This window comes from Micromonospora kangleipakensis (assembly GCF_004217615.1).
In the GTDB taxonomy this organism is placed as follows: domain Bacteria; phylum Actinomycetota; class Actinomycetes; order Mycobacteriales; family Micromonosporaceae; genus Micromonospora; species Micromonospora kangleipakensis.
Window position 1 is genome coordinate 4,448,355 of record NZ_SHLD01000001.1, and the last position, 19,311, is coordinate 4,467,665.

Here is a 19,311-nt window from a genome sequence, read left to right on the forward strand (position 1 = left end):
CATGACCGATGATCCAGTTGACCGTCCGCCCACCGTCCGCCAGCTGCGTCTGGTCGTGGAGGCCGACGACTACGAGGCCGCGGTCGCCTTCTTCCGCGACGCCCTCGGCCTGCCCGAACAGGCCGCGTTCTCCGGTGGGGACGGCGCTCGGGTGGTGATCCTCGAGGCGGGGCGGGCCACCCTGGAGATCGCCAACCCGGCGCAGAAGCGGATGATCGACGAGGTGGAGGTCGGCCGGCAGGTCGCCCCACGGATCCGGGTCGCGTTCGAAGTGGACGACGCTGGGGCCGTCACCGACCGGCTGGTCGCGGCGGGCGCCGCCGAGGTGGCCCCGCCCACGGTCACACCGTGGCAGTCGCTCAACGCCCGGCTCGACGCCCCGGCGGGCCTGCACATCACCGTCTTCCAGGAGCTTCGCCCGCTGGACGAGCGGACCAATCTCGAGGGTTTCGGCACCGACCGCGAGGCCTGACCGCGCTCGGCGCCCCCGGGCGGCTGGAATTGAGGTGCGCCCGGCGGGGACCGTGCCGATACTCGGGCCGTGTCCGTCCCGCGCACCGCCACGGCCGAACCCCGCGCGCTCACGCCGGCGCAGACCGCCGCCCTGCGGCACGTCCGGCAGGTCGCCCTGCGGGACCGGCCGGCCGCGCTCGCCGTCATCGCGCGGCACCTGGCCGGATCCGGCGCCGCGTACCAACCGGAGGACGTCATCGCCGCCGTCGCCGCGCACGGCCGGCTGACACTCAACTTCCACCCGGACCGCCTGCTGCGCGACGGCCGTACGGTGGCGACCGCCTTCGACGAGGAGGGCGTCTACCGCAGCCAGTTCGAGACGGGCATCTCCAACGGCGGCCTGACCGCCTTCCCCGGCGGGGACCGGGACCGCTGGGAGGAGACCCTGTTCGGCGGGGCGTACCAGAGCGCCAACGTGCTCCCCGCCGACCGCCCCAAGTACGGCGGCCTGAACCTGCTCGACCACCCGGACGGCGCATGCCCTCGGTTCGGCTCCTGTCACCTGCGGCTGCGTCCCGAGGTCCTCGGCCGGGCCACCCTCTGCTTCGGCGACAGCCACCTCGGCCCGAAGGACCTGGGCACGGTCGACGTCGTCGAGCCGGTGCTCGCGGCGCTGCTCGAGGCCACCGCCGGGACGGGCGTCAGCCTCGGAGTGGCGGGCATGGACACGGCCATGCTGCTGCGTACGCTGGTCCGCCGCCGGGAGCGCGAGTCCGCGCGGCCCGGGGCTGCCGGGCGGGCGCTCGACGACTACGTCGAGGCGCAGATCCACGGCGAGCTGAGCCTGGCGAGGGACGTGGAGGCGCTGGTGGCCGACCCGTCGTTCCGGGACACCGACACGGGGCGGACGCTGGCGGGCATCGCCCGGCGGCACGGATTCCCGCTGCTCTGGCACGCCGGCTTCGAGCTGCCGGTGGACGGGATCGACGCGGAGTTCCGGGGACCGGCCATCCCACCGCTGGCCGCCCGCGTGCACGCGGAGTTCGCCCGGCCCGGGGAGCCGGTGCACGCCGCCCTGATCGGCCGGGCCGCCGCGTCGGTCGTCGCGGAGCCCGGGCGCTGGGCCGACCGCGGCCCGACGGAGGACACCCTCCAGCACCTCAAGCAGCTCTGGCACGTTCTCGTCCGGTTCGGTACGCCCGCCAACCGCTGACCGCGTCCCGGAAAAATCCACCCGCTCGTGGGCAGCCGGCCGGTTCGTCGCCGTGCGTCCGGAAAGCGGGCTTCATGCCCACGGCAGCCGCTGGCGGTCAGCTCGTCGGATACCCCTCGTGACCTGGGTCGCGGCTTCAGCCGCGCCTGGCATTTCCGGAATGACCGACACGCGTAGCTGGTTGTGTCCCCCGTGGCGCCGGACCGCAAACCCGTACCGGCCGGTAGTTCCCCCCGAGGTGCGCTCACCCCGGAGCGCGTCGTAACGATCGAAAGGGCAACCATCGTGAAGCAGCACTTCACTCGATGGCTCCCCGCCATCGCCAAGACCAGGCAGGACTTCTCCCGACGGCTGCCCGCCATCGCGGAGGCAACGCGGAGCAAGATCGCGAATGTCCCGCAGAGCAAGGCCGCGCTGAGCGTCGCCGGCGTGGCCGCCATCGGCGCCCTGGCGTTCGGCCCCACCGCCATCGCCGCGCCGGTGACCGGCGGACCCCATGCGGGCGCCGTGGCCGCCATCGACCTGGCAACGGGCAAGAAGACCGAAACCGCCGTGCCCGCGCAGACCACCGGCGCCCACAAGGTGAACCAGCCGGCCTCCGAGAAGCCGAGCCGGGACAAGCTCATTCCGCACGGCGTCGAGGGCGCCCAGTCGCGCGTCCCGCTCGACGACGCGCAGATCGCCAACGCCAAGGCCATCGTCAAGGCGGCCAAGGAGACCGACGTGGGCGAGCGCGGCGCCGTCATCGGCGTGGCCACCTCGCTGCAGGAGTCGAAGCTGTACAACCTCGGTCACCTCGGCGCGTACAACGACCACGACTCGCAGGGCCTGTTCCAGCAGCGCCCGTCGTCCGGTTGGGGTTCGCCCGAGGAGATCACCGACCCGGACTACTCCGCCAAGGCGTTCTTCAACGCGCTGAAGAACGTGGGTGGGTGGCAGCAGCTGCCGCTGACCGCCGCGGCGCAGACCGTCCAGGTCTCCGCCTTCCCGTACGCCTACGCCCAGTGGGAGGAGCAGGCGGCGGACATCGTGCAGCAGCTCTGGTGAGCTGAGCTTTTCCTTCACCGGCCGGTCCCTTCTTCTGGGGCCGGCCGGTTTTTCTTTCCGTCCGTTGCGCTCCGACTGTGGTTGCGGTGGGGGGTGTGGCCCGCCGTGCCCGGCTCCGGGCGGTCAGGCTTGATCCCTGCGCCGGTCACGGCGGGCCACACCCCCGTCGTGCGCGGGCTCCGCGCGTCGGCGTCGGGTCGCGCGTCGGCTGTTCTGGGTACGAGGTTTCACCCCTGGCTGGGGTTCGCGCCGGGCGGCTGGGCTTGCGCCTGGTCGGGTCCGGTCTCCGCCTGCGGAGTGGTCGGGCGGGCGTGATCGACTCCGTGTCCCCGATGTGGGGGTGTCCGACAGGCGCGGATACCGCCACATGGGGGATCTGGTGCCGGGTGTCCGTTCCGGCCCGCCAGGCTGCGGACGGTCTGGGTCGGGTGTCCGTTTCTGGGTGTGACCGGCGGCATCCTGACGGCGGAATCGTGGCGGGCCGGGGGTCGTTACATCTGGCGTACGACCGAGTACCTGGCCCGCTCGACCGGGCCGATGGTCGGGCCCCGGAATGATGGCGGCCTGCCGGTCGTTACATATGGTCCCGGCGCCGCGAAGAGGCCCCCGCTCCGCGGTCGGACCGGGCAGAGACTTTCCCCCCTTGAACTTGCTGAGCGCCTGACGGTGCTTGCGCATGTCCCGGCCCCCACCGGGTGTGCGCCAACCCCCAAGGAGCTTTCCCATGAACACGATCATTCGTAAGAGCGTGCTGGGTGTTGCTGGTCTGGCTTTTGCCGGTGGTGTGTTCGCCGGTCCGATCGCCGCTCACGCCGACACCGGTCCCGTCACCGGCAAGCCGGTCGCGGTGCAGGCTGACAAGCCGGACAGCGGCAAGCTGATCCCGCACGGTGTGCAGGGCAAGCAGTCGCACATCTCGCTGAACGATGAGCAGACCGGCAACGCGAAGGCGATCATCGCCGCGACGAAGAAGGCGGGTCTGCCGGAGCGGGCCGCGGTGATCTCGATCGCCACGAGCCTGCAGGAGTCGAAGCTGGAGAACCTGGGTCACCTGGGTGACCGCAACGACCACGACTCGCTGGGCCTGTTCCAGCAGCGGCCGTCCTCGGGTTGGGGTACGCCGGAGCAGATCACCGACCCCGAGTACGCGACCCTGGCGTTCGAGAAGGGTCTCAAGCAGGTCGACGGGTGGCAGGACATGCCGCTGACCGAGGCCGCCCAGACGGTGCAGGTGTCGGCCTACCCGGACGCCTACGCCCAGTGGGAGAAGCAGGCCGCCCACATCGTCGCCGCCAACTGGAACAGCTGACCCATAAAGCACCACGCCGCTGGCCGGCACCCCAAGACACGGGGTGCCGGCCAGCGGCATCTTCATGTATCCACCGATGTATCCACCGTGACCGGCGCAGGGACGGCGACCACAGTCAGGCTGGGGGCGACCGTCCCCGGCGCAGGGATCAAGCCTGACCGCCCGGAGCCGGGGACGGTCGCCCCCAGCCCCCACCGCAACCACCAGGACAAGCCGTTCACCGGGCCGGACCCCGATCCCCTCCAGCGATGTCGATCAACGCCGCCACCAGCGCGAGCGTGATGATGCCGCTGGCCAGCAGCAGCGAGTGCCGGAACGCCGTCGACCAGTCGCCCCGGCTGCTGGCCAGCGAGGAGAAGAACAACGACCCGACGGCCGCGATCCCGGCCGCCGAGCCGATCCGCTGGCCGGTCTGCAGCATGCCGGCCCCGCTGCCCGCCTGGGGCACCGGCACCTCCGACAGGGTGAGCGTCTGGTTCGGGGCGATGACCAGCCCGCTGCCCAGCCCGGCGAGGAGCAGCGGCACCGCGGTCAGCAGCGGCACCGAGCTGGACGGCGAGCCGCGCAGCACCCAGACGGTGGCCCCGAGCCCGATCACCACGACGAGCAGGCCGATGGCGACCAGTGGCCGGCCGTACCGGGTGACGACCCGGCCGCCGAGGGCCGACGCCACCGCGGAGCCCAGCGCGAACGGGGTGATCGCCAGGCCGGCGATGAGGGCGCTGTAGCCGAGTCCGTTCTGCAGGTAGAGGGTGAAGATGAAGAAGATGGCGGTGAACCCGCCGAAGTAGAGCAGCGCGATCAGCGCCCCGAGGGTGTACGAGCGCAGCGTGAACAGCCGCAGGTCGAACAGCGGTGGCCGGTGTCGGGCGTACCACCGTTCCCAGAGGCCGAAGCCGATCAGGACGGCCAGGCCGGCCGGGATGAGCGCCCACTTCCACGGGGTGTGCCACTGCTCGCGCTGCACCAGCGGCAGCAGCACCAGGGTCACCCCGATCCCGAGGAGCAGCACCCCGACCGGGTCGAGGCGGTGCCGGTCCTGCTGGCCGGTGGGGCGGGCCGGCAGCAGCCGCCAGCCGAGCAGCACCGCGACGATGCCCACCGGGACGTTGACGAAGAACACCCAACGCCAGCCGTGCTCCTCGCCGCCGAGCTGGATGAGCAGCCCGCCGAGCAGCGGCCCGATGGCGGTGGAGATGCCGATGGTGGCACCCAGCAGGCCGAACGCCCGACCGCGTTCCGCGCCCCGGAACAGCTGCTGGATCAGGCCGGTCACCTGTGGGTTCACCATGCCGGCCGCGGCGCCCTGCAACAGTCGGGCCGCGACCAGCCATTCGGGCGAGCGGGCCAGTCCGGCCAGCGCGCTGGTCAGGGTGAACAGCGCCACCCCGAGGACGAAGGCGTTGCGCCGGCCGCGGGCGTCGCCGAAGCGTCCGGCGGACACCAGCACCAGCCCGAAGGTGAGCGCGTACCCGGACAGCACCCACTGCAGGTCGCTGGGGGTCGCGCCGAGCGCGCGGTCCATCGAGGGCACGGCGACGTTGACGATGCTGACGTCGAGCAGCGTCATGAAGGCGGCGACCAGGCCGACGCCGAGCGCCTGCCAGCGCTTCCGCTCGTCGTACCCGCCGGTGTCGGCCGGTGCCGACGACCGGTCCGTGCTCATGGTGCCCCCCGAAGGCCGTCGATCACGCATTGCTGATCGCTACCCGGGCCCTCAAGAGGCAAACGGGACGTCACGCCATCTGGCGAGCGCACCACCGCGGCCCGAAGTCCAGCCCCGCCATCGGGGAGTCCTCCCGGTGCAGCAGGCCCTTCTCGGTGAGCAGGTGCAGCGGCGCGTTCAGCTCCTCCTCGCTCATCCCGGTCTCCTGGGCGATCAGGTCGGGGTAGGGGACGTGTCCCCGGGTCTCCAGCGCGGTTACCGCCTGGTACACCCGTTCCTCGACCTCCGACAGTCGTACCTGCTGCATGGCTTTCCTCCTCGGCGTGACCCGCCCGACCCGCGGGCGGCCTGCTCCCGGCGGTTACCCGTCGGGTGTCCGTTGATGCCCACCCGATCGGGGAGTCACACCGGGCGTTCCGGCCCGGGGGTGGCCTAGGCTGCAACCGTGATCGTCTGGGATCTCGCCGTCGTCGGAGCCGGCCCCGCCGGGCTCTCCGCGGCGCACGCCGCCGCCCGCGCCGGGGCGCGCACGCTGGTCGTCGAGCGCGCCACCCATCCCCGCTACAAGACCTGTGGGGGAGGGCTGATCGGCACCTCGCTGGCGGAGGTCACCGACCGGATCGAGGTGCCGGTGCACGACCGGGTCGACCGGGTGACGTTCACCCGGGACGGGCGACGCGGCTTCACCCGCCGGCACGCCGCCGGGCCGCTGGTCGCCATGGTCCGTCGGGAGGAGTTCGACGAGCGGCTCCGGGCCGCCGCGGTCGCCGCCGGGGCCGAGGTCCGTGAGGGCGTCGCCGTCCGCGCGGTCGAGCAGGACCCCGACGAGGTACGCCTGCGGCTGGCCGACGGCGGGACGGTGCGGGCCCGGGCCGTAATCGGCGCGGACGGCTCATCCGGGGTCACCGCCCGGCACGTCGGCGTCCGCCACCGGCAGGTCGACCTCGGGCTGGAGCTGGAGTTGCCGGTGTCACCGGAGGAGCAGGGCCGCTGGCGGGGCCGGCTGCTGCTGGACTGGGGGCCGGTCCCCGGCTCGTACGCCTGGGTCTTCCCGAAGGGCGACCGGCTCACCGTCGGGGTGATCGCCGCCCGGGGCGAGGGGGAGCGGACCCGGGCCTACCTGCGCGACTTCGTCGACCGGCTGGGCCTGTCCGGGGTGACCCCGGAGCACGACTCGGGTCACCTGACCCGCTGCCGGGCGGAGGACTCGCCGGTGCGCCGCGGCCGGGTGCTGGTGGCCGGGGACGCGGCGGGGCTGCTGGAGCCGTGGAGCCGGGAGGGGATCAGCTACGCGCTGCGGTCCGGGCGGCTGGCCGGCGCGGCGGTCGCCGGGGGTGACCTGGCCGGCTACGAGCGGGAGGTGGACCGGCTTCTGGCGCCGTCGATGCGGGCCGGGCAGCGGCTGCTGGAGGTCTTCGAGCGGCGGCCGGACGTCTTCCACGGGCTGCTGGCCACGCCGGCCGGCTGGCGGATGTTCGTCCGGTTCTGCCAGGGCCGGGCCAGCTTCGACGAGACTCTCGCCCGCCGACCGGTCCGGGCGGCCCTGGCCCTGCTGGACCGCCTTCCCCCGGCCCGGTCGGGGCCCCTGGCCGGGGTGGGGGCGACGCGGTGAGGGCCCGGCTCGCCGAGGTGCTGGCCCTGGTCTTCCAGCACTCCTGACCGGTCAGGGCACGATCACCGCCCGCCCGTGGATCTCGCCCCGCCGCAGCAGCTCGTACGCCTCCGGCGCCCGTTCCAACGGGAAGATCTGCACGTCGGCTTGGAGCAGCCTGGCGCGGCCCAGCGCGATCACCTCCTGCAGCTCAGCCCGGGTGCCCCAGAACGGGACCTCCACGCTGGTCTCCAGCGGCAGGGTGGGCGGCTCGTCGGCGACGGGCCGGACGGGCAGCGTCCCGCCGGCGAGACCGACCAGCATCACCCGACCGCCGGTGGCGACGACCTGGCGGGCGGTGCTCAGGGTGGGGTCCGCCCCGACGAAGTCGAGCACCACGTCCGCCCCGTCCGGCGGGGGGCCGACGGTCGCCCGGATCCTCTCGACGGTGTCCGGGCCGGCCTGCACCACCTCGTGGGCGCCCAGCCGGGTGGCCAGGTCCAGCGCGGCCACGCTGGTGTCCACCGCGATGACCCGTACCGCCGTGGTGGCGACCAGGATCTGCACGGCCATGTGCCCGAGCCCGCCGATCCCGATGACCACGCAGGACGTGCCGGGGCGCAGGTTCGGCCGGGCCAGCTCCACCGCGTGGTACGGGGTCAGCGCGGCGTCGGTGAGCGGGGCGGCCTGCTCCAGCTCCATGTCACCGATGTGGAGCAGCCGGGACGCCGGCACCACCACGTACTCGGCCAGCCCGCCGTCGCGGCTGAGCCCGATGCCACCCACGGCCACGACCCGGCACTGGTTCTCCAGGCCACGGAGGCAGGCGCGGCAGCGACCGCAGCCGATGATCCCGTACACGGCGGCGCGGTCCCCGGGTGACCAGCCGGTCACGCCGGCGCCGATGGTGTCGACCGTGCCGGCGATCTCGTGGCCGAGGGTGATCGGGGTGGGGAACATCCCGGCCCGGGCGTCGAGAATGTGCAGGTCGGAGTGGCAGGCGCCGACCGCGCCCACGCGCAGCAGCACCTCACCCGGCCCGGCGTCCGGCGCTGGTACCTCCACCTGTTCCAGCACCCCGGGAGCGGTCATCCGTACCGCGCGCATGTCTGTCCTCCGCCTCGTCGCCGGCGGCCGTCGCCGACGGCCGCCGGCGCGGCTTACCCACGGCCGTCAGGTTGATGCGGCGGGTCGACGGGCGGACGCACAATGCGGGTATGAGCGAGCCGGCCGAGTCGTTCACCGACGAGGAGTACGCGTTCCTGCGGCACGTGCGCTTCGGTGAGCTGCCGCCGCGGGTCGGCCCCGACGAGCGGGTCGAGTTCACCGAGACCGAACCCCGCCGGGACCGGCCGGAGCCGGCCGGCAGCCCCGACGAGTGGAACCTCCGCCTCGGCCCGGGCGGCTGAGACGCGGACGGGCCGCGGGTGGGAACCCACGGCCCGTCGCACGGTACGGATCAGAAGACCGGCACGCCCGCGCGGACCAGCTTCCAGTTCGGCTCGAAGAAGTCGGCCGGGTCGATGACGCCCTTGGCCTGCGCCCAGTCGATCAGCAGCTGGCGGATCTCCTGCTGCTGGTTGTAGACCTGGGTCTTCACGATGCCGGGGAAGTTGCCGCCACCGCTGCGGCGGTAGTTGTTCACCGCGATGACGAACTGCGCGTCGGCGGCGACCGGGGTGTCGGTGCCCGGCAGGACCAGGCGGCTGATCCGCTGGCCGACCGGCTTCGAGATGTCGATGTCGTAGTCGACACCCGAGATCACGTCGTAGTTGTAGTCCGGCACCAGCGGGTCGCTGATGTTCGCCGGGTCGACCGTCTCGCCCACCGCGAAGGTCTTGAAGTACTTCGCCGAGTACTCCAGGTAGGCCTTCACCTCGGCGCCGGTCAGCACGACCGCCTCCAGGGTGTTGTCGTACACGTACAGGCCCGCGACGTCGCGGATCCGCACGTCACCCTGCGGGAAGATCGCGGTACGGCTGAACGGCGCCGCGATCGACAGCACCGGCAGGCCCGCGTACGCGGTGCCGGCGAGCGCCCCGATGACCACCTCGGTCTGGACGTGGTTGATGAAGTCCAGGATCGGGGTGTCCTTGTACCGCGACTCGGCGGCCGACAGCTCCACGCTGGACCGGGCGACGACCGTGTTGACGTACGAGACGGTCTTGGTGTGCTGGCCGCGCACGGCCGCGAGCACCGCCGGGTCCTCGACCACGGTGTTGGTGTTCAGCATGGTGGCGGACTTGCTGAGCACCCGCCACCGGCCGTTCTGCTTGGCGACGGTGAAGTCCATCCGGGTGAGGCGCTGGCCCCACTTGGACGGCTCGGAGGTGAGCACCTGCTCGCCGGTGGCGGTGTTGGTGACGAACTTCTGCACGACCTCGTTGTGCGCGTGGCCGAACAGGATCGCGTCGATGCCCGGGACCTGCTCGGCGATCAGCGCGACCGGGTTCTCGTTCGGCAGCTCCGGGCCGTAGCTGGAGGTGCCGCTGTCGCCGCCGTGGGCGGAGATGATGATGATGTCGGCCCCGCGCTCGCGCATGATCGGCACCCACTTGGCGGCGGTGGCGATCATGTCGGCGAAGACCAGCTTGCCCTCGACGTTGGCCTTGTCCCAGATCGCCACGCCCGGGTTGGTCAGGCCGAGGATGCCGACCTTCAGGGTGGGGGAGTCGTAGCCGCCGAGGGCCACGTTCTTGATCACGTACGGCAGGAAGGCGGGCTTGCCGGTGGCCTCGTTGATCGCGTTCGCGGCCAGGGCCGGGAAGCCGAGCTGACCGATCCACTGCGCCAGCAGCGGCAGGCCGTAGTTGAACTCGTGGTTGCCCAGCGTGACGGCGTCGTACTTCAGCACATTCATCGCGTTGGCCATCGGGTGCGTCTCACCGGTGGTGGTGATCGGCTCCTGCTTGGCGTAGTAGGTGGCCAGCGGGGTGCCCTGGATCGTGTCGCCGGCGTCGAGGACCAGCGTCGGCTTGCTGCCGCGCTCGGCGCGGATCTGGTTGACCAGGGTGGCCAGCTTGGCGACGCCGACGTCGTTGTGCTTGCTGTCGTCGAACTCGGCGTCCTTGTAGTAGTCCCAGTTGTAGACGTTGCCGTGGGTGTCCGAGGTGCCCAGGACGGTCAGGTCCCAGGTCTTCGGGCCCTTCGACTCGGCCGCCCGGGCCGGGGCGCCGGCGATCAGGGGAGCGGTCGCGGCGGCGGCCGCGACGGCGAGCACCTGGCGGCGCGAGGCGCCGGAGGAGGAGGTCATGCCGTGCCTTTCGGTGGGGGTGGACGCGCCTCGTGGGCGCCGTTGCGCACCATAGCCAGCGGCAGTCACTCCTGCCACAGCGGCCCGAGGTCTTTCACCAGACCAGCGTCACCGGCCGCGGGCGCGTAACACGGCGGCCATCCGGAGGCCGTCTTCGCCTCTCAGGAGTCCAGCCACGCCGCCGGGGAGATCCTCGGCGTCACCGGCGGCAAGCTCACCAGGTGACGCCCCGCCGGGTGGCCGCCGGCCGTCACCGGGGCCAGGCGGCCATCCGGCGGCGCACCCGGGCCACCTGGGCCGCGTCGAGCCCGTAGCGCGCGAACCGACGGTCCGGCACCTGATCCAGGTAGCGGCCCGCCGCGCGGACGTCGGCCAGGTCCAGCGCCGGGTCGACCTGGCGGGCCAGCTCCAGCAGCTCCGCCACGTCGTAGTGGTCCAGCGCCGAGGAGACGTCGATGTAGTCGCGCACCTCGCGCCGGTTGACCAGCGCGGCGGTCTTGTTCGCCACCAGGTCGCGGACGTCCATCACCGGGCCGAGGTCCATCACCACCGGACTGCGGTACCGGTCGAGGCGGGCCAGGCTCAACCGGATCTGCCGGCCGTCCCGGCTCACCACGAAGTCCCGCATGTCCCGGTCGAACCCGTCGAACAGCTCACCGAGCTCGCTGTCCGGGTCGGCGTCCACCACCTCGTAGCCGGCCCGCTCCAGCGCCGTACGCACCCCGGCCGCCGCCGCGGCGGCCGCCCCCTCCACGTCCGCGAAGAGGTCCACGTCCTCCGTCGGGCGGGTGACCAGCCCGTGCGCCGCCCACGCCACCCCGCCACCCAGCACGAACCGGTGCGGCCCGGCGGCCGCGAGGGCCACCCGGGCCACCTCCCGGTAGAAGTCGTGCAGGTGGGTCACGCGGTACGCAGGGCCCGGTGCCGGCTCTCCCACGCCACGCGTACACCCCGCGGCAGGTTCAGCCGCCGCCATACCCGGCGCAGCGTCCGGCCGTTGATCAGCGCCCGCAGGTCGTCGGTGCGGGTCGTCTCGCGCAGCACGTTCTCGTACATCCAGAGCAGGTCGTCCGGGTCACCCAGGTCGAAGACGCGCTCACTGCTCCACATCAGCCGCACCGGCAGCTCGACGATGCCCCGGGTGGGGCCGGTCAGCTCGGCGAGGGTGCGGGCCACCACGGCGGGGCGACCCGGTCGGGCCAGCGGGGCCACCGGGGTCGACGTGGGGGAGAGCGCCTGCATGGTGTCAGGGTAACGCCAACTCGGCTGCGCGCTGTTCTGCGGTTGTGGGGTTTTCCTGGTGGTGCCTCTTTCCTGCGGCTGGCTGCGCCTGTTGCGGTCCGTTGTTGGTTGCGGTGGGGGGTGTGGCCGGCCGTGCCCGGCTCCGGGCGGTCAGGCTTGATCTCTGCACCGGCCACGGCGGGCCACACCCCCGTTGTGCGCGGGCTCCGCGCTCCGGCGCCGGGTAGGGGTCGGTTCTTTTTCCGGGTACGCGGTGCCGCCCCCTGCTGGCGTCAGCCCCTGGTCGGGTCGTCGTCTGGTGCCCTGCCGGCTCGGGCCCGCGCCGTGCCGGTTGGGCGTGATCGACTCCGTGTCCCCGATGTGGCGATGTCCGACAGGCGCGGATTCCGCCACATGGGGGATCTGGTGCCGGGTGTCCGTTTCCGGCCGGCAGGTGGCGGACGGTCTGGGTCGGGTGTCCGTTTCTGGGTGTGACCGGCGGCATCCTGACGGCGGAATCGTGGCGGGCCGGGGGTCGTTACATCTGGCGTACGACCGAGTACCTGGCCCGCTCGACCGGGCCGATGGTCGGGCCCCGGAATGATGGCGGCCTGCCGGTCGTTACATATGGTCCCGGCGCCGCGAAGAGGCCCCCGCTCCGCGGTCGGACCGGGCAGAGACTTTCCCCCCTTGAACTTAGTGAGCGCCTGACGGTGCTTGCGCATGTCCCGGCCCCCACCGGGTGTGCGCCAACCCCCAAGGAGCTTTCCATGAACACGATGCTGCGTAAGAGCGTGCTGGGTGTTGCTGGTCTGGCTTTTGCCGGTGGTGTGTTCGCCGGTCCGATCGCCGCTCACGCCGACACCGGCCCCGTCACCGGCAAGCCGGTCGCGGTGCAGGCTGACAAGCCGGACAGCGGCAAGCTGATCCCGCATGGTGTGCAGGGCAAGCAGTCGCACATCTCGCTGAACGATGAGCAGACCGGCAACGCGAAGGCGATCATCGCCGCGACGAAGAAGGCGGGTCTGCCGGAGCGGGCCGCGGTGATCTCGATCGCCACGAGCCTGCAGGAGTCGAAGCTGGAGAACCTGGGTCATCTGGGTGACCGCAACGACCATGACTCGCTGGGCCTGTTCCAGCAGCGCCCGTCCTCGGGTTGGGGTACGCCGGAGCAGATCACCGACCCCGAGTACTCCACCACCGCGTTCCTGAAGGGTCTGAAGCAGGTCGACGGGTGGCAGGACATGCCGCTGACCGAGGCCGCCCAGACGGTGCAGGTGTCGGCCTACCCGGACGCCTACGCCCAGTGGGAGAAGCAGGCCGCCCACATCGTCGCCGCCAACTGGAACAGCTGACCCCATAAAGCATTAAGCCGCTGGCCGGCACCCCGAGACACGGGGTGCCGGCCAGCGGCGTATCCACGTACCGGCGAAAGAACCGTGACCGCCGGACGGACGGTGACCAAGGTCAGGGCTGGGGGCGACCGTTCCCGGCGGACGGATCAAGCCTGACCGCCCGAAGCCGGGGACGGTCGCCCCCAGCCCCCGCCGCAACCACGCCACGCGGGCACCAACAGCAGCCACCGCGGACCCAGTGACGGCGCTCACCGGGGGTGCCGGAACACCGGACCGGGTGGCATCGTTGTGCAGAGCGTCGGTGTGTCCAGTGTCCCCGGGCCTCACCTAAATTGCCTTCGCGGAATACCGTTCGGCTGGAGCCGCGTCGTGCCACTCGCCGAGAGGCGACCTGCACACCGACGCCCAGCGGCGCCCCGGCCATCCGGCCGGGGCGCCGCTGTCTGTGCACCCAGATGAGGATGCCGGACGGGACGGGCCGGTGCCGCGAGATGATCTGCCACTCGGGTCGCGGGCACCCGATCACTGGCCTATGTTCAGATGGTCAGCTTCCGCCAGCGGGGGAGGGGGGTGTTCCGGTTGGGTCTCCGGACCTTCATCGAGGGTTGGCCGGTCTACCGGCAGCTCACCGGCACCGATCCGCTTGGCCGGGGCGCCGCGGCCAAGTCCGCGCGCTCCACGTCGCTGACCGCCCGCACTGAGACCGCCGATTCGGTGGCCAGGTCGGTCTGCCCGTACTGCGCGGTGGGCTGCGGGCAGCGGGTGTTCGTCAAGGACGGGCAGGTCTCCCAGATCGAGGGTGACCCGGACAGTCCGATCTCCCGTGGTCGGCTCTGCCCGAAGGGGTCGGCCAGCAAGAGCCTGGTCACCAGTCCGCTGCGGCAGACCAAGGTCCGCTACCGCCGGCCGTACGGCACGGAGTGGGAGGACCTGGAGCTCGACGTGGCGCTCGACATGATCGCCGACCGGGTCCTCGCCGCCCGTGACGAGACCTGGGAGGACGTCGACGACTCCGGTCGGCCGCTGAATCGGACGTTGGGCATCTCCAGCCTGGGCGGGGCGACGCTGGACAACGAGGAGAACTACCTCATCAAGAAGCTGTTCACGGCGATGGGGGCGCTCCAGATCGAGAACCAGGCCCGGATTTGACACTCCGCCACCGTCCCCGGTCTGGGGACCAGCTTCGGTCGTGGCGGCGCGACGGACTTCCAGCAGGACCTGATCAACTCTGACGTCATCGTCATCCAGGGCTCCAACATGGCCGAGGCGCATCCGGTGGGCTTCCAGTGGGTGATGGAGGCGAAGAAGCGCGGCGCCAAGGTCTTCCACGTCGACCCGCGGTTCACCCGGACCAGCGCGCTCGCCGACACGTACCTGCCGATCCGGGCGGGCACCGACATCGCGCTCCTCGGCGGCGTGGTGCGGTACATCCTGGACAACGAACTGGACTTCCGGGAGTACGTGCTGGCGTACACCAACGCGGCCACCATCGTCGACGAGCGGTTCGCCGACACCGAGGACCTGGACGGGCTCTTCTCCGGCTACAACCCGGAGACCGGCTCGTACGACCAGGCCAGCTGGCAGTACGAGGGGCACGGGAATCGCACCCGGGCCAGGGGAACGGGCAAGGAGCGGGAGACCGCGGCCGGGATGGAGCACGAGTCGCACGGCGCGCCCCTGGCGGCGGAGACGCACCGGGACGAGACCCTGCGGCACCCCCGCTGCGTCTACCAGATCCTCAAGCGGCACTTCGCCCGCTACACCCCGGAGATGGTCGAGCGGGTCTGCGGCATCCCCCAGGAGAAGTTCCTGGAACTCGCCCGGGCCTGGACGGAGAACTCCGGCCGGGAGCGGACCGGGGTGCTCGTCTACTCGGTGGGCTGGACCCAGCACAGCGTCGGCGTGCAGTACATCCGCACCGGCGCGATCATCCAGACCCTGCTGGGCAACATCGGGCGGCCGGGCGGTGGCATCCTGGCGCTGCGCGGGCATGCCAGCATCCAGGGCTCCACCGACATCCCGACGCTGTTCAACCTGCTGCCCGGCTATCTGCCGATGCCGCACCACGCCGACCACCCGACCTTCGCCAGGTGGGTGGACAGCATCCGCCACCCCGGCCAGAAGGGCTTCTGGGGCAACTCGCGGGCCTTCGCGGCCAGCCTGCTCAAGGCGTACTGGGGCGACGCGGCCACGCCGGAGAACGACTTCTGCTACGGCTACCTGCCCCGGATGACCGGCGACCACGGGACGTATCAGCAGGTGCTGAACATGATCGACGGCCACGTGAAGGGCTACTTCCTGCTCGGCCAGAACCCGGCGGTCGGCTCGGCGCACGGCAAGGCCCAGCGCCTGGGCATGGCCAACCTCGACTGGCTGGTCGTCCGCGACCTGTTCATGATCGAGAGTGCCACGTTCTGGAAGAACAGCCCGGAGATCGCCACCGGCGAGATCGTGCCGGAGGAGTGCCGCACCGAGGTCTTCTTCCTGCCCGCCGCCTCGCACGTGGAGAAGGAGGGCACCTTCACCCAGACCCAGCGGCTGCTGCAGTGGCGGGAGAAAGCCCTCGACCCGCCGGGTGACTGCCGCTCCGAGCTGTGGTTCTTCTACCACCTCGGGCGGGTGCTGCGGGAGAAGCTGGCCGGCTCCGACAAGCCCCGGGACCGGGCGCTGCTCGACCTCGCCTGGGACTACCCCACGCACGGCCCGCACGCCGAGCCGAGCGCCGAGGCGGTGCTCAGGGAGATCAACGGGTACGAGGTGGCCACCGGGCGCCCGCTCGGCGGATTTGCCGAGGCCCGTGACGACGGCTCGACCGCGATCGGCTGCTGGATCTACAGCGGCGTCTACGCCGACGGGGTCAACCAGGCCGCCCGCCGCAAGCCCGGCCACGAACAGAGCTGGGTCGCCCCCGAATGGGGCTGGGCCTGGCCGGCCAACCGGCGCACCCTCTACAACCGCGCCTCCGCCGACCCGCAGGGCCGGCCGTGGAGCGAGCGGAAGAAGTACGTCTGGTGGGACGCGGACAAGGGCGAGTGGACCGGCCACGACGTGCCGGACTTCGAGAAGACCAAGCCGCCGACGTACCGGCCGGCGGACGACGCCTCGGGGCCGGAGGCGCTCGCCGGGGACGACCCGTTCGTGATGCAGGGCGACGGCAAGGCCTGGCTTTACGCGCCGCGCGGGGTGCTCGACGGGCCGTTGCCGACGCACTACGAGCCGGCCGAGTCGCCGATGCGCAACCCGCTGTACGGGCAGCAGGCCAACCCGACCCGCAAGATCTACGAGCACCCGCTGAACCGGATCAACCCGAGCCCGCCGGAGCCGCACAGCCAGGTCTTCCCGTACGTGTTCACGGTCAGCCGGCTCACCGAGCACCACACCGCGGGCGGGATGAGCCGCACGGTACGGCCGCTCGCCGAGCTGCAGCCGGAGATGTTCGTGGAGGTGTCCCCGGAGCTGGCCGCCGAGGTGGGGCTGGAGCACCTCGATTGGGCGCACCTGATCAGCGGCCGCGCGGTGATCGAGGCCAAGGTGTTGGTGACCGACCGGCTCACCCCGCTGCGGGTGGACGGCCGGGTGATCCACCAGCTCTGGCTGCCGTACCACTTCGGCAGCGAGGGCCTGGTCACCGGCGACTCGGCCAACGACCTGTTCGGCATCACCCTGGACCCGAACGTGCTGATCCAGGAGAGCAAGGTCGGCACCTGTGACGTCCGGCCCGGCCGGCGGCCCACCGGCCCGGCCCTGCTCGACCTGGTCGCCGAGTACCAGCGCCGGGCCGGCATGACCGCCGACCGGAAGGTGCCGATCGTCACCACCGACGTGCTCGGCGGGGAGGACGCGGCCGGCAGCACCGACGAGCAGTCCCCCGAGGCGGCGGCGCAGGACGGAGACGGGGATGCCTGACGCGAACAGCCTCTACGGCCCGCTGGACCCGGCGCCCGACGCCGGCTGGGTCGACGCCGAACCCCGGATGGGCTTCTTCACCGACACCAGCGTCTGCATCGGCTGCAAGGCGTGCGAGGTGGCCTGCAAGGAGTGGAACGCCGTCCCGGCGTCCGGCTTCGACCTGCTCGGCATGTCGTACGACAACACCGGCGCGCTGACCGCCAACTCCTGGCGGCATGTGGCCTTCATCGAGCAGCCCCGCCCGGCGGGGCACCGCACCCCGCCGTTCGAGGGCGACCCGACCGGGCCGGCGGCGAGCCCGGCCACCGCGGCGATCGCCGCCGAGCTGGGCAACGACAGCGGCACCGATCCGGGCGTGCCCCCGGGGCAGCCGCAGGCCGCCGCCCGGATGGCCGCCGGGCCGGAGCTCCTCGGCATGCCGGGCGCCCAGCCGCCCGGCCGGGGCACCGGCGCCGAGTCGCGCACCGACTTCCGCTGGCTGATGATGTCGGACGTCTGCAAGCACTGCACCCACGCCGCCTGCCTGGACGTCTGCCCGACCGGGTCGCTGTTCCGCACCGAGTTCGGCACCGTCGTGGTGCAGGAGGACATCTGCAACGGCTGCGGCTACTGCATCTCCGCCTGCCCGTACGGCGTCATCGACCAGCGCAAGGACGACGGCCGGGCGTGGAAGTGCACGCTCTGCTACGACCGGCTCGGCGCCGGCATGACCCCGGCCTGCGCGCAGGCCTGCCCGACCGAGTCGATCCAGTACGGGCCGCTGGACGAGCTGCGGGAGCGGGCCGCCCAGCGGGTCGCCACGCTGCACGACCGGGGCGTGCCGGAGGCCCGGCTCTACGGCCACGACCCGACCGACGGCGTCGGCGGCGACGGCGCGTTCTTCCTGCTCCTCGACGAGCCGGAGGTCTACGGCCTACCCCCGGACCCGGTGGTCACCACCCGCGACCTGCCGAAGATGTACAAGCGGGCCGGCCTGGCCGCGCTGGCCATGGTGGCGGCGGCCGTCGCCGCGTTCGTCGGAGGTTCATCGTGAGTCCGGACCGCGCCCCGGTGGGCGCCCTGTTCCGCCGCTTCCGCGAGCGGCTCGCCACCGAGGGCCCGGGACGCTTCGGCGGACCGGGCGCGCGCGCCGGCCACGGGCCGAAGGTGAGCCCGGAGGCGAACGGCACCCGGGCGACCGCCGCCGGGGCGGGCGTGGCCCGGACCGATGCGGGCGCCGCCGAGCTGCGCCTGGCCCCGCATCCGCCGCGTGACGTCGAGCCGGTCGAGCACTCGCGGCGCCGCGGCCGCAAGGGTGGCGGCGGGGAGCAGCTGAACGTGCCGCCGGCCGAGTTCACCTCCTACTACGGCCGGCCCATCCTCAAGGCGCCGGTGTGGAAGTGGGACATCGCCGCGTACCTCTTCACCGGGGGTCTGGCCGCCGGGTCGTCCATGCTGGCCGCCGGCGGGCAGCTCACCGGACGGCCGGCGTTGCGCCGGGCCGGCCGGGTCACCTCCCTGGCCGCGGTCAGCGCCAGCGCGTACTTCCTCGTCAACGACCTTGGCAAGCCGAGCCGCTTCCACCACATGCTGCGGGTGGCGAAGCTGACCTCGCCGATGTCGGTGGGCACCTGGATCCTCACCACGTTCGGCCCGGCCGCCGGGGTCGCCGCGGTCGCCGAGGCCGCACCCTGGCTGCCCGAACGCGGGCTGCTCGGCCTCGGCCGGCGGCTGCTGCCCCCGGTCGGGCACGCCGCCGGGCTGGTCGCCGCGGTCACCGCGCCGGCCCTTGCCACGTACACCGGGGTGCTGCTCGCCGACACGGCCGTGCCTTCCTGGCACGAGGCGTACCCCGAGCTGCCGACCATCTTCGCGGGCAGCGCGCTGGCCAGCGGCGCTGGCGTCGGGCTGATCGCCGCGCCGCTGGCGCAGGCCGGCCCGGCCCGGCGCATGGCGGTGGCCGGCGCGGCCCTGGAGCTGTGGGGTTCGCACCGGGTGGAGAACCGGCTCGGCCTGCTCAGCGAGCCGTACGCCGTCGGCACCGCCGGCCGGCTGCTGCGCGCCGGGCGGGCGCTGACCGCCGCCGGGGTGGCCGGCGCGCTGGTCGGCCGGCGCAGCCGGGCGGTCTCCGCGCTCTCCGGCGGGGCGCTGCTGGCCGCGGCCCTCTGCACCCGGTTCGGCATCTTCCACGGCGGAGTCGCCTCCGCGAAGGACCCGAAGTACACGGTGGTGCCGCAGCGGGAGCGCGCACGGCAGCGCGACGGGCAGACACCAGACGACAGCGGGCCGGGCGCCGGCCCGAATCCGGGGTAGCC

General features: G+C 72.5%; 16 protein-coding genes. 10 read left to right on the forward strand and 6 right to left on the reverse strand.

Annotation, left to right across the window (positions count from 1 at the left end; genetic code table 11):
• Position 1: 1 nt before the first annotated feature.
• From EV384_RS21305 to EV384_RS21325, 4 genes are all read left to right on the forward strand, one after another.
• Positions 2–472 (forward strand): VOC family protein, encoded by a 471-nt coding sequence (locus EV384_RS21305; protein ID WP_130335946.1) that lies wholly within the window; start codon positions 2–4, stop codon positions 470–472.
• Between the two features lie 69 nt (positions 473–541).
• A complete protein-coding gene (locus EV384_RS21310) occupies positions 542–1,666 on the forward strand; it encodes a DUF3626 domain-containing protein (RefSeq protein WP_130335948.1) in 1,125 nt (374 codons plus the stop codon).
• Positions 1,667–1,951: 285 nt separating this feature from the next.
• Positions 1,952–2,713, forward strand: a complete 762-nt coding sequence (locus EV384_RS21315) for a hypothetical protein (protein WP_130335950.1) — start codon at positions 1,952–1,954, stop codon at positions 2,711–2,713.
• 724 nt (positions 2,714–3,437) lie between these two features.
• Entirely contained in the window at positions 3,438–4,022 is a 585-nt protein-coding gene (locus EV384_RS21325; protein ID WP_130333472.1) for a hypothetical protein, read from the forward strand.
• A 217-nt stretch (positions 4,023–4,239) separates the two neighbouring features.
• Here the strand turns inward: EV384_RS21325 and EV384_RS21330 are convergent, their stop codons facing one another.
• Positions 4,240–5,688, reverse strand: coding sequence for an MFS transporter (locus EV384_RS21330; protein ID WP_130335952.1), 1,449 nt, complete (start codon positions 5,686–5,688; stop codon positions 4,240–4,242).
• 70 nt (positions 5,689–5,758) lie between these two features.
• Entirely contained in the window at positions 5,759–5,995 is a 237-nt protein-coding gene (locus EV384_RS21335; protein ID WP_130335954.1) for a hypothetical protein, read from the reverse strand.
• A gap of 138 nt (positions 5,996–6,133) precedes the next feature.
• Here EV384_RS21335 and EV384_RS21340 point away from each other — a divergent pair, with 138 nt between their 5' ends.
• Positions 6,134–7,300, forward strand: a complete 1,167-nt coding sequence (locus tag EV384_RS21340) for a geranylgeranyl reductase family protein (protein ID WP_130335956.1) — start codon at positions 6,134–6,136, stop codon at positions 7,298–7,300.
• 51 nt (positions 7,301–7,351) lie between these two features.
• Here EV384_RS21340 and EV384_RS21345 read toward each other — a convergent pair whose 3' ends face one another.
• A complete protein-coding gene (locus EV384_RS21345) occupies positions 7,352–8,386 on the reverse strand; it encodes an NAD(P)-dependent alcohol dehydrogenase (protein WP_130335958.1) in 1,035 nt (344 codons plus the stop codon).
• A gap of 110 nt (positions 8,387–8,496) precedes the next feature.
• On the opposite strand from EV384_RS21345, the gene EV384_RS21350 reads away from it, so the two are divergent.
• Positions 8,497–8,688, forward strand: a complete 192-nt coding sequence (locus EV384_RS21350) for a hypothetical protein (RefSeq protein WP_242624192.1) — start codon at positions 8,497–8,499, stop codon at positions 8,686–8,688.
• Between the two features lie 50 nt (positions 8,689–8,738).
• On the opposite strand, the gene EV384_RS21355 is transcribed toward EV384_RS21350, so the two are convergent.
• The 3 genes from EV384_RS21355 to EV384_RS21365 all read right to left on the reverse strand — a co-directional run bounded on the left by EV384_RS21355 (position 8,739) and on the right by EV384_RS21365 (position 11,774).
• Complete coding sequence (locus tag EV384_RS21355; protein WP_130335962.1) at positions 8,739–10,532, reverse strand: bifunctional metallophosphatase/5'-nucleotidase; 1,794 nt, start codon at positions 10,530–10,532, stop codon at positions 8,739–8,741.
• A gap of 250 nt (positions 10,533–10,782) precedes the next feature.
• A complete protein-coding gene (locus tag EV384_RS21360) occupies positions 10,783–11,436 on the reverse strand; it encodes a nucleotidyl transferase AbiEii/AbiGii toxin family protein (protein ID WP_130335964.1) in 654 nt (217 codons plus the stop codon).
• Positions 11,433–11,774: a hypothetical protein gene (locus EV384_RS21365; protein WP_130335966.1), complete on the reverse strand. Its 342-nt coding sequence runs from the start codon at positions 11,772–11,774 to the stop codon at positions 11,433–11,435. Before EV384_RS21365 ends, EV384_RS21360 begins: the two co-directional genes overlap by 4 nt.
• 749 nt (positions 11,775–12,523) lie before the next feature.
• Here EV384_RS21365 and EV384_RS21375 point away from each other — a divergent pair.
• From EV384_RS21375 to nrfD, 4 genes are all read left to right on the forward strand, one after another.
• Positions 12,524–13,108, forward strand: coding sequence for a hypothetical protein (locus EV384_RS21375; RefSeq protein ID WP_130335968.1), 585 nt, complete (start codon positions 12,524–12,526; stop codon positions 13,106–13,108).
• Between the two features lie 579 nt (positions 13,109–13,687).
• Positions 13,688–17,014: a formate dehydrogenase gene (gene fdh / locus EV384_RS21385; RefSeq protein WP_242624193.1), complete on the forward strand. Its 3,327-nt coding sequence runs from the start codon at positions 13,688–13,690 to the stop codon at positions 17,012–17,014.
• Positions 17,007–18,050 (forward strand): 4Fe-4S dicluster domain-containing protein, encoded by a 1,044-nt coding sequence (locus EV384_RS21390; RefSeq protein ID WP_130335974.1) that lies wholly within the window; start codon positions 17,007–17,009, stop codon positions 18,048–18,050. The genes fdh and EV384_RS21390 overlap by 8 nt, the downstream gene beginning before the upstream one ends.
• The gene (nrfD, locus tag EV384_RS21395; RefSeq protein ID WP_242624194.1) at positions 18,047–19,309 is read left to right on the forward strand and encodes an NrfD/PsrC family molybdoenzyme membrane anchor subunit; all 1,263 of its coding nucleotides are present in this window, start codon (positions 18,047–18,049) and stop codon (positions 19,307–19,309) included. Before EV384_RS21390 ends, nrfD begins: the two co-directional genes overlap by 4 nt.
• Positions 19,310–19,311: the final 2 nt, after the last annotated feature.